The 15668-nt window shown below is 70.2% G+C and carries 13 protein-coding genes; 3 read left to right on the forward strand and 10 right to left on the reverse strand.

Annotated features, from left to right (window positions below; translation table 11 throughout):
• Positions 1 to 55: 55 nt before the first annotated feature.
• On the forward strand, positions 56 to 1048 hold the full coding sequence (locus tag ABZ953_RS03630; RefSeq protein ID WP_361716092.1) for a sigma-70 family RNA polymerase sigma factor: 993 nt from the start codon (positions 56 to 58) through the stop codon (positions 1046 to 1048).
• Here the strand turns inward: ABZ953_RS03630 and ABZ953_RS03635 are convergent.
• The 9 genes from ABZ953_RS03635 to ABZ953_RS03675 form a co-directional block, all read right to left on the reverse strand.
• The gene (locus ABZ953_RS03635) at positions 950 to 1321 is read right to left on the reverse strand and encodes an STAS domain-containing protein (RefSeq protein ID WP_361716095.1); all 372 of its coding nucleotides are present in this window, start codon (positions 1319 to 1321) and stop codon (positions 950 to 952) included. The genes ABZ953_RS03630 and ABZ953_RS03635 overlap by 99 nt on opposite strands.
• Before the next feature lie 130 nt (positions 1322 to 1451).
• Positions 1452 to 2729, reverse strand: coding sequence for a thymidine phosphorylase (locus ABZ953_RS03640; protein ID WP_361716098.1), 1278 nt, complete (start codon positions 2727 to 2729; stop codon positions 1452 to 1454).
• A 158-nt stretch (positions 2730 to 2887) separates the two neighbouring features.
• Positions 2888 to 3289, reverse strand: coding sequence for a cytidine deaminase (locus tag ABZ953_RS03645; RefSeq protein ID WP_361716101.1), 402 nt, complete (start codon positions 3287 to 3289; stop codon positions 2888 to 2890).
• Positions 3286 to 4548 carry an ABC transporter permease gene (locus ABZ953_RS03650; protein WP_361716104.1) on the reverse strand — a complete coding sequence of 421 codons (1263 nt, stop codon included), beginning with the start codon at positions 4546 to 4548 and terminating at the stop codon, positions 3286 to 3288. Before ABZ953_RS03650 ends, ABZ953_RS03645 begins: the two co-directional genes overlap by 4 nt.
• Positions 4545 to 5684 (reverse strand): ABC transporter permease, encoded by a 1140-nt coding sequence (locus ABZ953_RS03655; protein WP_361716107.1) that lies wholly within the window; start codon positions 5682 to 5684, stop codon positions 4545 to 4547. The genes ABZ953_RS03650 and ABZ953_RS03655 overlap by 4 nt, the downstream gene beginning before the upstream one ends.
• On the reverse strand, positions 5681 to 7261 hold the full coding sequence (locus ABZ953_RS03660; RefSeq protein ID WP_361717035.1) for an ABC transporter ATP-binding protein: 1581 nt from the start codon (positions 7259 to 7261) through the stop codon (positions 5681 to 5683). The genes ABZ953_RS03655 and ABZ953_RS03660 overlap by 4 nt, the downstream gene beginning before the upstream one ends.
• 249 nt (positions 7262 to 7510) lie before the next feature.
• Positions 7511 to 8563 (reverse strand): BMP family ABC transporter substrate-binding protein, encoded by a 1053-nt coding sequence (locus ABZ953_RS03665; protein ID WP_361716110.1) that lies wholly within the window; start codon positions 8561 to 8563, stop codon positions 7511 to 7513.
• A gap of 241 nt (positions 8564 to 8804) precedes the next feature.
• Positions 8805 to 9866 (reverse strand): BMP family ABC transporter substrate-binding protein, encoded by a 1062-nt coding sequence (locus tag ABZ953_RS03670; RefSeq protein ID WP_361717038.1) that lies wholly within the window; start codon positions 9864 to 9866, stop codon positions 8805 to 8807.
• Positions 9867 to 10176: 310 nt separating this feature from the next.
• A complete protein-coding gene (locus ABZ953_RS03675) occupies positions 10177 to 11394 on the reverse strand; it encodes an amidohydrolase (RefSeq protein WP_361717041.1) in 1218 nt (405 codons plus the stop codon).
• Between the two features lie 451 nt (positions 11395 to 11845).
• On the opposite strand from ABZ953_RS03675, the gene ABZ953_RS03680 reads away from it, so the two are divergent.
• On the forward strand, positions 11846 to 13003 hold the full coding sequence (locus ABZ953_RS03680) for a serine hydrolase domain-containing protein (RefSeq protein WP_361716113.1): 1158 nt from the start codon (positions 11846 to 11848) through the stop codon (positions 13001 to 13003).
• Between the two features lie 19 nt (positions 13004 to 13022).
• On the opposite strand, the gene ABZ953_RS03685 is transcribed toward ABZ953_RS03680, so the two are convergent.
• The gene (locus tag ABZ953_RS03685; RefSeq protein ID WP_361716116.1) at positions 13023 to 14024 is read right to left on the reverse strand and encodes a LysR family transcriptional regulator; all 1002 of its coding nucleotides are present in this window, start codon (positions 14022 to 14024) and stop codon (positions 13023 to 13025) included.
• Positions 14025 to 14123: 99 nt separating this feature from the next.
• Here ABZ953_RS03685 and ABZ953_RS03690 point away from each other — a divergent pair, with 99 nt between their 5' ends.
• Entirely contained in the window at positions 14124 to 15665 is a 1542-nt protein-coding gene (locus ABZ953_RS03690) for an MFS transporter (RefSeq protein WP_361716119.1), read from the forward strand.
• The last annotated feature ends 3 nt before the right edge of the window (positions 15666 to 15668 follow it).

Genomic DNA, 15668 nt, shown 5'->3' on the forward strand with positions numbered 1-15668 from the left:
CGATGTGTTGGGCCTCACATCGGGCTCTTCTCGGTTTCCGCAGGGGTGGGTGGGGATGGGCGACATCGCAGGGACGACGACCGATCTGGACGGCACGCTGGAGAAGCACCGGGTCGAACTGACCGGGTACTGCTATCGGATGCTGGGCTCCGCCTTCGAGGCCGAGGACGCCGTGCAGGACACGATGGTGCGGGCCTGGCGCAGCTTCGAGAAGTTCGAGGGGCGCTCCAGCATCCGCTCGTGGCTGTACCGCATCGCGACGAACGTCTGCCTGGACATGTTGAACGCGGGCAACCGCCGCGCCCGCCCCATGGACCTGACCGCGGCCGCCCCGCTGGCCCAGGCCGCGCTCAGCCCGCGTCCCGACAACACCTGGCTGGAGCCGATGCCGGACGCCCGCATCCTGCCGATGCCCGACGATCCCGCCGAGGCCGCGGTCGCCAAGGAGTCGGTGCGCCTGGCGTTCGTGGCCGCCCTGCAGAGCCTGCCGCCCAAGCAGCGGGCGGTGCTTATCCTGCGCGAGGTCCTCGCGTGGAAGGCCAGCGAGGTCGCCGAGCTGATCGACACGTCCGTCGCCTCGGTGAACAGCGCGCTGCAGCGGGCCCGCGCCACCCTCGCCGAGCGCCCGGCGGACGGCACGGCCGTCTCCGACCCGCTGGACGAGGAGCAGCAGAAGCTCCTCGACCGCTATGTCGCCGCCTTCGAGGGCTATGACATGGCGGCGCTCACGGCGCTGCTCGCCGAGGACGCCATCATGACGATGCCGCCGTTCGACCTGTGGCTGCGCGGTACGGCGGACATCACGGGCTTCATGACCACCGTGGGCTCGGCCTGCGCCAACAGCCGCCTCTTCCCGGTGAACGTGAACGGCACGCCGGGCTTCGCGCACTACAAGCCCGACCCCGACAACGGCGGATTCGCCCCCTGGGCGATCCAGGTCATCGAGATCTCAGAGGGCCGGATCACCGGTTTCCACTGTTTCCTGGACACGCCCCGGTGGTTCCCGCTCTTCGGTCTGCCCCTCCATCTCGACGACCAGGCCCAGTAGTTCGACCAGTCCGACGAGTCCGAGGAGGGCCAGCAGGGCGGGGGCGGGATTTCTGAGACGTATCCGGCCCCCGTGCCGGTGTGCCGCGAGGTGCAGGCGGGCGATGGCGTCGACGGTGGTGAGGTCGGCGGTGGTGACGGCGCCGACGTCGCAGACCACGTCGGCGCCACGGGGCCCGTGCCGGGCCGCCGCGACCCGCTCGCACAGGCGCGGGATGTCGCCTGCGCGCAGCGGGCCCTCGATACGGATGAGGTTCTCTTCGGAATCAGCCACGCAGGGGTGACCGGTCCAGCGGGCGAAACTCATCGCTACGGGCCTGCGCCGAAGTCGCCCCGCCCCCCGCACCACCCCTGGGGCTCCGCCCCAGACCCCGCTCCTCGATCGCCGGAGGGGCTGAAATCCCTCAGCCGATCCGCCCCCGCACGATCGCCACCGGCGAGAACTCCGTCCCCGCGGGAGCGACCTCGTACGAGCCCTCCACCGACTGGAGCGCGTAGGCGAAGCGGTCCGGCGTGTCCGTGTGCAGGGTCATCAGTGGTGCGCCCGCCTCGACGGAGTCGCCCGGCTTCGCGTGGAGCTCGACGCCCGCGCCCGCCTGCACCACGTCCTCCTTGCGCGCACGCCCCGCGCCGAGGCGCCACGCCGCGACCCCGATGTCGTACGCGTCGAGGCGGGTCAGCACGCCGGACGACGGCGCGCGGACGACGTGGGTCTCGCGGGCCACCGGCAGCGCCGCGTCCGGGTCGCCGCCCTGGGCGGCGATCATGCGGCGCCACACGTCCATCGCGGAGCCGTCCGCGAGGGCCTTCGCGGGGTCCGCGTCCTTCAGGCCCGCCGCGTCGAGCATCTCGCGGGCCAGGGCCAGGGTGAGCTCGACGACGTCGGAGGGGCCGCCACCGGCGAGGACCTCGACCGACTCCCGTACCTCAAGAGCGTTGCCTGCCGTCAGGCCCAGCGGGGTCGACATGTCCGTGAGCAGGGCGACCGTGCGGACGCCGCTGTCGGTGCCCAGTTCGACCATGGTGGAGGCCAGTTCGCGGGCGTCGTCGAGGTTCTTCATGAAGGCGCCGGTGCCGACCTTGACGTCGAGGACGAGCGAGCCCGTCCCCTCGGCGATCTTCTTCGACATGATGGAGGACGCGATCAGCGGGATCGCCTCCACCGTGCCGGTCACGTCCCGCAGCGCGTAGAGCTTCTTGTCGGCGGGGGCCAGTCCGTCGCCCGCAGCACAGATCACCGAGCCGACGCCTTCCAGGACGTTCAGCATCTCCTCGTTGGAGAGCAGCGCGCGCCAGCCGGGGATGGCCTCCAGCTTGTCCAGGGTGCCGCCGGTGTGGCCGAGGCCGCGTCCGGAGAGCTGCGGGACGGCCGCGCCGCACGCGGCGACCAGCGGGGCGAGCGGCAGCGTGATCTTGTCGCCGACGCCGCCCGTGGAGTGCTTGTCGGCGGTGGGGCGGGAGAGGGAGGAGAAGTCCATGCGCTCGCCGGACGCGATCATCGCGGCGGTCCAGCGGGCGATCTCCTTGCGGTTCATGCCGTTCAGGAGGATCGCCATCGCGAGGGACGACATCTGTTCGTCGGCGACCGCGCCGCGCGTGTACGCGTCGATGACCCAGTCGATCTGCTCGTCGCTGAGTTCGCCCCGGTCGCGCTTGGTGCGGATGACAGAGATGACGTCCATGGCGGTCCTTCCAGCAGTACAACGGCGTACGTACGTAGATATGCCGCGACTCTACGCGCATAGAGCCGGGAGATGAAGGCGGCCCCGCACCCGAGATCTCCAAGGGGGCGGGGCCGCACTTCAGTTGAGGTGCCGCACCTCAGTTGAGGTGCCGCACCTCAGTTGAGGTGCTGCGGTCCGAACGCGTCGGGGAGCATGTCGCCCAGCGTCCGCACCCCGGACGACGTCTCCAGAAGGAGCTCCGCGCCGCCGAACTCGTACAGGAGCTGGCGGCACCGCCCGCACGGCATCAGGATCTCGCCCTTGCCGTCCACGCAGGTGAAGTGCGTGAGACGGCCGCCGCCGGTCAGCTGGAGCTGGGAGACGAGACCGCACTCGGCGCACAGGCCGAGGCCGTAGGACGCGTTCTCCACGTTGCAGCCGGAGATGGTCCTGCCGTCGTCGACCAGGGCCGCGGCCCCGACCGGGAAGCCCGAGTACGGGGCGTACGCGCGGGACATGGCCTCGCGCGCCGCTTCCCGCAGGGCGTCCCAGTCGGTGTCGCCGGGCACGTACGTCACTTGCCTTGTCCCCTTCGGTAGGGCATTCCGTCCGCCTTCGGCATGCGCAGCCGCTGGGCGGAGAGCGAGAGGACCAGCAGGGTCACCACGTACGGAGTGGCGGTGACGACCTGGTTGGGCACCTCGTCGGTCAAGCCGTACCACAGGAACATCAGCGCCGAGACGGCCGCGGTGATCGCCGCGGGGACGTACCGCTTGCGCCAGGCGAGGTAGACCGCGCCGATGACCAGCAGGATCGCGATGAGCAGAAGGAGCGCGTGGACGTTCGTGCCGCCACCCCGGAGCTTCAGGCTGTCGGTGTAACCGAACAGGCCCGCGCCGAGCGCGAGTCCGCCCGGCATCCAATTGCCGAAGATCATCGCGGCGAGGCCGATGTAGCCGCGCCCGCCGGTCTGGCCCTCCAGGTAGATGTTGGAGGCGACAAGCGAGAGGAACGCGCCGCCGAGGCCCGCGAGGCCGCCGGAGATGACCACGGCCAGGTACTTGTACTTGTAGACGTTGACGCCGAGCGACTCGGCGGCGATCGGGTTCTCACCGCAGGAGCGCAGGCGCAGGCCGAACGAGGTGCGCCAGAGCACCCACCAGCTCAGCGGCACCATCGCGACGGCGACCACGGTGAGCGGCGACAGGTTGGTGAACAGGCCGCCGAGCAGGCCCGCGAGGTCGGAGACCAGGAACCAGTGCTTACCGTTGAGGTCCATCAGCCAGTCGGAGAGGCCCGGCACGGAGAAGTCACCGAGCGAGTCGACGGGCGGCGACTGCTTCGACGTACCGCCCTCCTCGCCCTCGAAGGCGAACGTCGCGAGGTAGCGCGTGACGCCCAGGGCGAGGATGTTCAGGGCCACACCGGAGACGATGTGGTTGACGTTGAAGGTGACCGTCACGATCGCGTGCAGCAGGCCACCGAGCGCACCGCCGAGGATGCCGAAGAGGACACCCACCCACGGGCCCCACTGGAAGCCCGCCCAGGCGCCGAACCAGGTGCCGAGGATCAGCATGCCTTCGAGGCCGATGTTGACGACGCCCGCGCGCTCGGCCCACAGGCCGCCGAGGCCCGCGAGGCCGATCGGCACGGCGAGCTTGAGGGCCGTCGACATCTGACCGGTGGACGTGATGCCGTCGGCGCCGGTGGCGATGCGGACCACGGAGGTCAGCACCAGGACACCCGCGATGATCAGCAGGAGGACGGGGAGCGAGACGCGGCGGCGGCCCGGCGCGGGCTGCTTGGCCGGGGACTTGGCGACGGATGCCGTGCTCATCGGGCAGCCACCTCCTTCACGGAGTCGTTGTTGCCGTTGTTGCCGTTCGCCCGAGCGGCGGCGGCCAGTTCCTCACCGACGCGCCGCTGCTGGCGGCGCAGGCCCCAGCGGCGTACGGACTCGGAGGAGACGACGACCGCGATCACGATGAGGCCCTGCATGATCACCGCGATCTCCTTGTCGTACGCGACCGGAGACGCGTAGTCCAGGGCGGGCGACGCCTTGTCGAGGAAGGCCCAGAGCAGCGCGGCGAGCGCGATGCCGACCGGGTTGTTGCGGCCGAGCAGCGCGATGCCGATGGCGGTGAAGCCGAGCCCGGCCGGGAAGCTGAGGCTGTAGGTGTGGGTGTCGCCGAGCAGGATCGGCAGGCCCGCGAGGCCCGCCATTCCGCCGGAGACCAGCATGGCGGTGAACACCATGCGCTTGGCGTTCACGCCGGAGGCCGCGGCGGCCGACTCGGAGGCGCCGGTGGCGCGCAGGTCGAAGCCGAACCGGGTGCGGTTGAGGACCAGCCAGTACAGGACGCCCGCGGCGACGGCGACGAAAACGAACCCGTAGACCTCGCCGCCGGCCAGCTTGATGCCGGGGAACCAGCCGGACTTCTCCATCACGCCGGTGGTCTGGTTGTTGCCGACCGGGACGCCGAAGTTGTCGGTGAGGGTGAGGTAGCCGATGACGCTCGTCGCGATGGAGTTGAGCATGATCGTGGCGACGACCTCGCTGACCCCGCGGGTGGTCTTGAGGATGCCCGCGATACCGGCCCAGAAGGCGCCGGTGAGCATGGCGACCACGATGAGCAGCGGGATCTGCAGGGCGGCCGGGAGCGCGACGTGCGCGCCGACGACCGCGGTGACCATCGCGGCGAGGCGGTACTGGCCGTCCACGCCGATGTTGAACAGGTTCATGCGGAAGCCGATGGCCACCGCGAGCGCCGCCAGGTAGTACATCCCGGCCTGGTTGATGGTCAGGACCTGGACGTCGGAGTAGGAGATCTGCTCCAGCATCAGGGTGTACGGCTCGATCGGGTTCTTGCCCGACGCCAGCAGCACGACCGAGGTCAGCGCCACGGCCACGACGAGGGCGATGACCGGTCCGGCCACCGCGAGGAGCACGCGCTCCTTGTCGAACTTCTTCATCGGGTCTCGTCCTCCTCGGAGCCGTCGCCGGACTCGGGGTGTTCCAGGTGGCCGGAGGCGGCACCCGTCATCGCAGACCCCAGCTCCTCCGGCGTGATGGTGGCCGGGTCGGCGTCCGCGACGAGCCGGCCGCGGTAGATCACGCGGAGGGTGTCGGAGAGGCCGATCAGCTCGTCCAGGTCGGCGGAGATCAGCAGGACGGCGAGGCCCTCACGGCGGGCTTCGCGGATCTGGTCCCAGATCTGCGCCTGCGCCCCGACGTCCACACCGCGGGTGGGGTGGGCGGCGATCAGGAAGCGCGGCTTGTGGCTCATCTCGCGGCCGACGATCAGCTTCTGCTGGTTGCCGCCGGAGAGGGAGGCGGCCGTCACGTCGATGCCGGGCGTACGGACGTCGTACTCCTCGACGATGCGGCGGGTGTCGGCCTGGGCGCCCTTGGGGTCCAGCCAGAAGCCTCTTGCGTTGGGCTTCTCGGTGACGTGGCCGAGGATGCGGTTCTCCCACAGCGGGGATTCGAGCAGCAGGCCGTGGCGGTGGCGGTCCTCGGGGATGTACCCGATGCCGTCCTCGCGGCGCTTGCGCGTGGGCACGGCGGTGATGTCGTCGCCCGCCATGCGGATCACACCGGAGTCGGCGTGCTTGAGGCCGATGAGCGCGTCGATCAGCTCGGTCTGGCCGTTTCCCTCGACGCCCGCGATGCCGAGGACCTCGCCCTCGTGGATGGTGAAGGAGATGTCGTCGAGCAGGGCGCGGCCCGCGTCGCCCCCGGCGAGCAGCTTGAGGCCCTCGACCTGGATCATCGCCCGGTCCGTGACCGTCGACTCCGCCGTCTCGGGGGTGGGCAGTTCGCTGCCCACCATCAGCTCGGCGAGCTGCCGCGGCGTCGTCTCGGACGGGATCGCCGTGCCGACCGTCGTGCCGCGCCGGATGACGGTGATGTCGTCGGCCACGGAGAGGACTTCGCCCAGCTTGTGCGAGATGAAGATGACCGAGAGTCCCTCGGCCTTGAGCTCGCGCAGGTTGTCGAAGAGGGCGTCGACCTCCTGCGGCACGAGCACGGCCGTGGGCTCGTCGAGGATCAGCGTGGTGGCGCCGCGGTAGAGGACCTTGAGGATCTCCACGCGCTGCCGGTCGGCGACGCCGAGGTCCTCCACGTACGCGTCGGGGCGCACCCCGAGGCCGTACCGCTCGGAGATCTCGGCGATCTTGCGCCGGGCGGCGCCGCCGATGCCGTGCAGCTTCTCGCTGCCGAGCACGATGTTTTCCAGGACCGTCAGCTGGTCGGCGAGCATGAAGTGCTGGTGCACCATGCCGATGCCGCGCACGATCGCGTCGGCGGGGCTGCCGAAGGCGACCTGTTCGCCGTCGACGGTGATGGTGCCCTCGTCCGGCTTCTGCATGCCGTAGAGGATCTTCATCAGGGTCGACTTGCCCGCGCCGTTCTCGCCGACGAGGGCGTGCACGGTGCCTTTGCGGACGGTCAGGTGGATGTCGTGGTTGGCCACGACGCCCGGGAACCGCTTGGTGATGCCGACGAGTTCGACGGCGATGGGCGGAGGGTTGGTGGACGCGTCGATGGCGCACTCTCCTCGGGGGCCTGAAGGAAAGGGGCCGCCTACGCGCGCAGTGCCCCTGCTAATACCGGGAAGTCCCTGCACGAAATCGCCTCGTGGCAGGGGGTGTTGAGATGTGGCTCGCGCCAACGGGGCGCGGGTGAACCATCGTCCCCCACACCCCGTTGCACGAGAATCACGCTGCCGTTACGGCAATCGACCGTTATGGCCGTCGGCCGTCACGGCAGTCGGTAAGGCGGCTGCGCCTTACGGTTACGGCGTGGTCTTGACCTTGATCTTGCCGCCCTTGATGCCCTCTTCGGCCTTCTTCACCGCGGCCTGGACGTCCTTCATCTTCTGGAACTCGGGGTTCGAGCCCGCGAGCGCGACGCCACCGGTCTTGAGGTCGGCGCGGACGACGCCGCCCTTCGCGCTGCCGTCCTCGACGGCCTTCGCGAGGTTGTAGACCGAGCCCGCGACGTCCTTGGTCGCCGAAGTCAGGATGTACTTCTTGTACTTGGCGAGTGCGTCCTGCTTGTACTGGTCGGAGTCGACGCCGATCGCCCAGACCTTCTTGGCGGCCGCGGCCTCGATGACGCCCTGACCGGAGAGGCCCGCGGCGTGGTAGACCACGTCGGCGCCCTTCTCGATCTGGCCCTGGGCGGCGGTCTTGCCCTTGTCGGGGCTGGAGAAGCCGCCGTCCTCGGCCTTCTCGGTCAGGTACTGCTTGACGACCTTGACCTTGGGGTCGGTGTCCTTGACGCCCTGCGTGAAGCCCGCCTCGAACTTGTGGATCAGCGGGACGTCCACGCCGCCGACGAAGCCGACGGTCTTGGACTTGGAGGACTTGGCGGCCACGACGCCCGCGAGGTAGGACGCCTCCTGCTCGCTGAAGACCAGGTCGGAGACGTTGTCGGACTTGACGGTCTCGTCGTCGACGATGCCGAAGGTGGTCTTCGGGAACTTCGCCGCGACCTCCTTGATGGCGGGCGCGTACGCGTAGCCGACACCGATGACCGGGTTGTAGCCCTGCTTGGCGAGCTGCGTCAGGCGCTGCGCCTTGTCGGCGTCGGACTCGCCGTCGACGGGCTCGACGGCCTTCTCGCCGGTCTTGAACTCCTTGGCGGCCTTCTTCATGCCGACGGTGGCGGCATCGTTGAAGGACTGGTCGCCTGCGCCGCCGACGTCGTAGGCGATGGCGATGCCCTTGTTCTTGTCGTCCTTGCTCGCGGCGGCGTCGCTGGACGTGCCACCACAGGCGGAGACGGTTACGGCAAGAGCGGCGGTCGCGGCGCCCGCGACAGCTATTCGAGACACCCGGCGCATAGAGACGAACTCCTTGAGTCAAGCAAGCACAAGCACGTACGAGCAAGCATCGGCGCCTGCCTGGCGCTGATTTCGCCGCAGCGTAACGCGCGTAGACCTGACATAAGAACCCTTCTGTCCGCTCCGTTATCGAGCTGTGGCCACCGGGTGTCGAGTGCCCGAACGACGGGTGGGCGCCCCCTTCGCAGGGGACGCCCAGTCGCCACAAGAAGTACTACGTAAAACGTCTCGCAACCGCACGCTACGGGACGATCTTCACCTCGACCTTTCCGCCGACGATGTCCTTCCTGGCCTTCTCCACGGCGGCGACGACGTCCTTCATCGCGGCGTACTTCGGGTTCGAGTCGGAGAATCCGACGCGGCCGGACTTCAGGTCGTACCGCTGCTCGCCCTTCATCGGCTTGCCCTCGACGACCGACTTCGTCAGGTCGTACACCGCGCCGCCGACGTCCTTGAAGGCGGAGCCGAGGATGTACTGCTTGTACTTGGCGAGGGCTTTCTGCTTGTACTGGTCGGAGTCGACGCCGATCGCCCAGACCTTCTGCGATCCCGCTTCCTGGATCACTCCCTGACCAGAAAGGCCCGCGGCGTGGTAGATCACGTCGGCGCCCGCCTCGATCTGTCCGCTCGCCGCGTTCTGCCCGCGGTCCGGACTGGAGAATCCGCCCTCCTCGGGCTTTTCCGTCAGATACCGCTTCTCGATTTTGATCTTGGGATCGACCGACTTCACGCCCTGCACGAATCCGGCCTCGAATTTGTGAATGAGCGGAATGTCCACGCCGCCCACGAATCCCACGTGTTTGGCCTTGCTCACCTTCGCCGCGGCGACGCCCGCCAGATAGGAGCCCTGCTCCTCGTGGAAGACCAGGTCGACGACGTTGTCCGCCTTCACGGTGTTGTCGTCGATGATCCCGAAGGTGGTCTTGGGGAACTTCTTGGCGGCCGCCTGCACGGCGGGCGCGTAGACGAAGCCGACGCCGACGACCGGGTCGTAGCCCTGCCGGGCGAGCTGTTCGAGGCGCTGGACCTTGTCGGTGCTGGACTCGCCGTCGCCCGGCTCCATGTCCACTCCGCCGATCTTGAACTCCTTGCGGGCCTTCGTGTAACCCGCGTAGGCGGCGTCGTTGAAGGACTGGTCGCCCTGCCCGCCGATGTCGTACGCGAGACCGATGCCCTTGGCCTTGTACGACGACGAACTGCCGGAGCCCTTGTCCTTGCCGCCGTCGTCGTCCTGCGAGGCCTCGCTGCTGGTCTTGCCGCAGCCGGCCGCGGCGAGGGCGAGAACGGCGAGTGTCGCGGTGATGTGGGTGGCGCGAGATGTCCGGGCGCGTGCTGGTCGCGACCGGTGGGATTTCGAAGAGAGACGACGCACAGGAAGCACCCCTTGATCGCCAACGCGCCGCGTGCGGCGCTGATTTCGGCGCACATTAACGCGCGTAGAAAGGGAGGGGAACGGGTTTTCGCGGTGCTGTTACCTCTTCGTGCTTTTCGCGGTGATTTTCGCGGTGATTTCGCGGCGGGGGCCGGTTGTGTCCGCGTGGACGGCTCGTACACAACCGGCCCTGTCGCACCTCGCGCCGCTGCGGCCTCGCGCTCTCGCTCTCGCTCTCGCTCTAAAGATTGGCGTCCAACAGGGCGGCGGCGGTGAAGAGTTCGACGCCGACCGCGATCGCCGTCTCGTCCACGTCGAAGTCGCCCTGGTGGAGATCCCGTACGGTCCGCTCCCCCGGCTTGCGCACCCCGAGCCGGGCCATGGCGCCCGGCACCCGCTCCAGGTACCAGGAGAAGTCCTCGCCGCCGAGGCTCTGCTCGGTGTCCTCGACGGATGCGCGACCGCGCCGCGCCGCCATGGCATCGCCCAACAGGTCGGCGATCGCCGGGTCGTTGACGACGGGCGGCACCCCGCGGATGTAGTTGACCTCGCACTTGGCGCGGTAGAGGTCGGCGATCTCCTGGATGGCGCCGTGCACCAGGTCGGGCGCGTCCCGCCAGGCCCTGAGGTCGAGGCAGCGCACGGTGCCGGAGAGGTCGGCGCGCTGCGGGATGACGTTCGGGGCGTGGCCCGACGCGATGTGGCCCCAGGTGAGGGCGAGGCCGGAGCGCGCGTCGACGCGGCGGCCGACCAGGGCCGGGACCTCGACGGCGACCTTCGCGGCGGCGGTGACCAGGTCGGTGGTGAGGTGCGGGCGCGCGGTGTGCCCGCCGGGCCCGGCGAGCGACACCTCCAGGCGGTCGCAGGCGGAGGTGATGGGCCCGTGCCGCAGCCCGATGCGGCCCGCGTCGACGCGGGGGTCGCAGTGCACGGCGACGATCCTGCCGACCCCGTCCAGTGCGCCCGCCTCGATGGCGTCGGTCGCGCCGCCCGGAAGGAGCTCCTCGGCGGGCTGGAAGATCAGCCGCACGGGACGCGGCAGCTGCCCCTTCCGCGCCAGTTCGGCGAGGATGAGCCCGGCGCCGAGGACGACCGTGGTGTGCACGTCGTGCCCGCAGGCGTGGGCGCGGTCGGGCACGGTGGAGCGGTACTCCACGCCGAGCTTGGTGTCCGGGATGGGCAGCGCGTCGATGTCGGCGCGCAGGGCGAGCACGGACCGCACCCCGCCCCCGATGCCGTCCCCGCCCCCGCCCCCGTCCCCATCCCTCATGCCGATGTCGCAGACGAGCCCCGTACCACCGGCGAGCACATGGGGCGCGAGGCCCGCCTCCTCGAGCCGGGCCTTGATGGCCGCGGTCGTACGGAACTCCTGGTTGCCGAGCTCGGGGTGCATGTGCAAGTCGCGTCGGAAGGCGACGAGTTCGGCGCGCAGCTCTTCGGGCAGCGCGCCGGGGAGCATGTCCGCCGGAGCGGACTCCGATCCGGACACGTCGTCGGCCACCTCTTCGCACACCTCTTCGGACGCGAGGGACATCAGTTGGTTCACCCTTTGAAGGGTAGGGCGACACACCGGCCAACTGACCCACGATCAACAAAAGTTCAGCCCGATAGGGGAAGAAAATGTGGCCGCGTGGCGCATGACCGTTGGTCGCGATGGGTAAACATTTACGCCGCCTCGGGGGATGCGGGGGCTGGGGCCCGCCTGTTAAGGGGGCGGGGGTTAGCCCTACCTGCGGTCGGGCGGGTAGCCGGATCGTCCCGGAGGCGGTGCGCGAGACAGGCTGGCACTCCGATCACCCCTCTCCTTCCTCTCTCATTCCTCAAGCTACCCCTGGAGTTGGCTCGTGCGCGATCAGGCATCGCAGAGGCCCCGTCTGTCCTATACGGCTACGTCTACGTCTACATCCCGTGTGTCGAGTCGCCGGAAGGGAAAGGGCTGGCGCAGAGCGGTGCCGGTGGTGGCCGCCGTGGCGGTGGGCGTGGTGACGGCGGGCGTGGTGACAGCAGGCGTGCTTGCCCCCTCCGCGGCGTCGGCCGCCGACCGGCCGGACCCCGTCGAGCGGGGTCTGAACGCGCTGGTCAGCTCCGGTGACCTGCCTGGGGCGCTGGCGAGCACCCTGGATCCCGAAGGACGTACCCGTCACTACACAGCGGGCGTCGGCGACATAGCGACCGGCACGAAGGTGCCCACGGACGGCCGGGTGCGGATCGGCAGCAACACCAAGGCGTTCACCGCGGTGGTCATGCTGCAGCTGGTCGCCGAGGGCAAGGTCCGCCTCGACGCCCCGGTGGACGACTACCTGCGGGGGCTCGTCCGCGAGAACGGCAACGACGGGCGCCGCATCACCGTCCGCCAGCTCCTGCAGCAGACCAGCGGGCTCCCCAACTACAGCAACTACCTGGGCGAGGAGGTCCGGTACTTCACGCCCCACGAGCTGGTCGGCATCGCACTGCAACACCCGTCCGAATCCGAGCCCGGAAAGAAGTGGAAGTACAGCAACACGAATTACGTCCTGGCAGGCCTGATCATCGAGAAGGTCACGCACCACACCCTGGCCGAGGAGATGGACCGCCGCATCATCCAGCGCATCGGCCTGCGCCACACCTATTTCCCGGCCCCCCGTGACGCGACCATCAAGGGCCCGCACCCCAAGGGCTACTACCGCGTCTCGCCGGACAAGCCCCTGCTCGACGTCACGGAGACGGACCCCTCGTGGGGCTGGGCGGCGGGCCAGCTGATCTCCACCGACTCCGACCTCAACCGCTTCTACACCGCCCTCCTGAGCGGCGATCTCCTGCCGCGGGCCCAGCTCGCCCAGATGCGCAGGACGGTCCCCGCCGAGGCCACGTTCGGCGACGGCGCCCGCTACGGCCTGGGCCTCGTGAGCAAGCCGCTGCCGTGCGGCGGCCTCTACTGGGGCCACGGCGGCAGCTTCCCGGGGTACGAGACACGGGGCGGCGCCACGGACGACGGCCGGGCCGCGAACGTCGCGGTGAACATCCAGCTGGATGACGAGGCGACCAGGAGCCGGGTCGACGGGGTCGTGAACAGCGCTCTGTGCCGCTGAGTTCCCACGCCCCGGCCACTCAGGTGCGGGCGGCCTCCGGCGTCGGCACCGTCACGCGGCGAGCCGACTCCCCTGCCCCGTCCGCCACCTCTCCCGCCACCTCTCCCGCCATCTCCCCCACCCTCTCTCCTGCCATCTCTCCCGCTACCTCCCGCGCCGACCTCGCGAACGCCGCCACCGCTCCCGTGTCGTGGCCCCGGCGCCACACCAGGCCGTAACCCGTCGGCTCCACGTCCGCGAAGGGGACGTACGCGATGCCGGGGCGGGCGGAGTACGTGGCCGTGTGGGCGGGGGCCAGTACGGCGCCCTTGCCCGCGGCCACCAGCGTCAGGGCCTCCTGCATGGTCGTCATGCCGGGCCCGCGCTCGACCGGGCGGCCGCTGGGGGTGCGGGCGGGCGCGTGGTGTGCCAGCCAGTAGTCGGGGACCTCGCCGACGATCTCCAGGAGCGGGACGTCCGCCAGGTCCTCCGGCGTCACGCGGGGCCTGGCGGCCAGCGGGTGGGCCGAGGGCAGAGCAAGGACCCGCCCCTCCGCGAGCAGCACCGATCCGCCGCCCAGGTCCTCCTCACGTACCGGCACCTCGGTGAGCTGCACGTCGAACTCGCCCTTGCGCAGCGGCCCGTACGGATCGGCGAGCGGCACCTCGCAGACCTCCACGGCCAGGCCGGGGTGGCTGACGCGCAGCATGTCCGTCGTCTTCATCACGACCTCCCCGGCGAGCGGGGTGGAGAAGCCGACGTGCAGGACGGCCTCGATGCCGCGTGCCGTGGCCGTCGCCCTGACCAGGGCGGCCTCGATGGCGCGGTGGTGCGGTTCGAGGTCGGCGCGCAGTTGCCGGCCTAGGGCGGTCAGGGCGACGCGGCGGCTGGTGCGCAGGAACAGGGGCGCGCCGACACGGCGTTCGAGGCGCTGCACGAGCTGGCTCACCCGGGCCCGGGACAGCCGCATGCGGTCGGCCGTGCGGCCGAAGTGCAGTTCCTCGGCGAGCAGGAGAAAGCACTCCAGTTCGTCGCGTTCCATCGACGTACCCCCTGGTCAGTCTGTATCGGTCAGCCTGGCTGAACGAACGTTGCGATGTTCGCCGTTGTTCCGCGGTGGGCGTCGGCCGAGGGTGGCGCCATGAGCCACATGAGCCAGAAGAACCCGGCGTCGCGTAAGCCCGCGCCCCCTGCCGATGCCTCCCCTGATACCGATGCCTTCCCCGACCGCTTCACCGGCCGCCAGTGGGGCGTCCTCCTCGTCCTGTGCGGCGCCATCTTCCTGGAGGGCATCGACATCGCGATGCTCAACGTCGCCCTGCCCTCCATCCGCGCCGACCTCGGCCTGTCCACCGGTTCGCTGCAGTGGGTGATGAGCGCGTACGTGCTGGGGTACGGCGGGTTCATGCTGCTCGGCGGGCGGGCCGCGGACCTCTTCGGGCGCCGTCGGATGTTCGTGCTCTGGCTCACCGTCTTCCTGGCCTTCTCCGGCCTCGGCGGCCTCGCCACGGAGGGCTGGATGCTGATCGTGGCGCGCTTCGTCACCGGTGTCGCCGCCGCGTTCATGACCCCGGCGGGCCTGTCCATCATCACGACCGGCTTCGCGGAGGGCCCCCGGCGCAACAAGGCCCTCCTCTTCTACTCCGGCACCGCGGCCGGTGGCTTCTCGGTGGGCCTCGTCGTCGGCGGGCTGCTCACGTCGGTGGGCTGGCGCTGGGTGTTCTTCGCACCCGTCGTCCTCTCCGCCGTCATCCTGCTCGCCGCGCTCGCCTTCGTGCCGAGGTCGCCGCGGCCGGACCGGAGGGGGCGGCGCGTCGACGTGGCGGGCGGGCTCGCGATTACCACCGCGATCGTGCTGCTGGTGCTCGGCGTGGAGCGCGCCACGCACGCGGCGCCCGTCTGGACCGTGCTCACGCTGGGCACCGGGCTCGCCCTCCTCGCGGTGTTCGTCGCGGTCGAACGCCGTGCGGCGGACCCGCTGGTCCGCCTGGGCATCCTTCGCTGCGCTCCCCTGGTCCGCGCCAACCTCTCGGGACTGCTCTTCGCGGCGAGCTTCTTCGGGTTCCAGTTCCTGGTCGTGCTCTACCTGCAGGAGCTGCGGGGCTGGTCGACGCTGGAGACCAGCCTCGCGATGCTCGCCATGGGGGCCGACGCGATCCTCTCCCCTCTCCTCACGCCCAAGCTCGTCGCCCGCTTCGGCAACGCGCGGGTGATCTTCGGCGGTCTGCTGCTCGCGGCACTGGCGTACGCGCTGTTCCTGCCGGTCGGCGCGGACTGGACGTACGCGCTGATGCTCCCGAGCCTGATCCTCATCGGCATCGCCTTCTCACTCGCCTACGGCCCGCTCACGATCGTGGCCACGGAAGGCGTGGCCGAGGAGGAACAGGGCCTGGCGGGCGCGCTGCTCTACACGTGCTTCCAGTTCGGCGCGGCGTTGGGCCTGTCGGCGGCGACGGCGGTGAACGTGGCGGCGACGGGCTCGGACGCGACGGGGTCCGCGCTGGACGGCTACCGGGCGGCGCTGTGGGTTCCGTTCGTGGCGGCGGGGGTGGCGGCGGGGATCAGCGGGTTCGGCCTCCGTACGGGGCGGGGGGCTCCGCCGGTGGCGTCGGGCGGCTCCGGCTCGGGCTCCGGTTCTGGCTCCGGGGAGCAGGTGCTCGGCGAGGTCCCGGCGGCGCGCTGACCT

The sequence above is a fragment of the Streptomyces sp. NPDC046465 genome (assembly GCF_040646035.1).
In the GTDB taxonomy this organism is placed as follows: domain Bacteria; phylum Actinomycetota; class Actinomycetes; order Streptomycetales; family Streptomycetaceae; genus Streptomyces.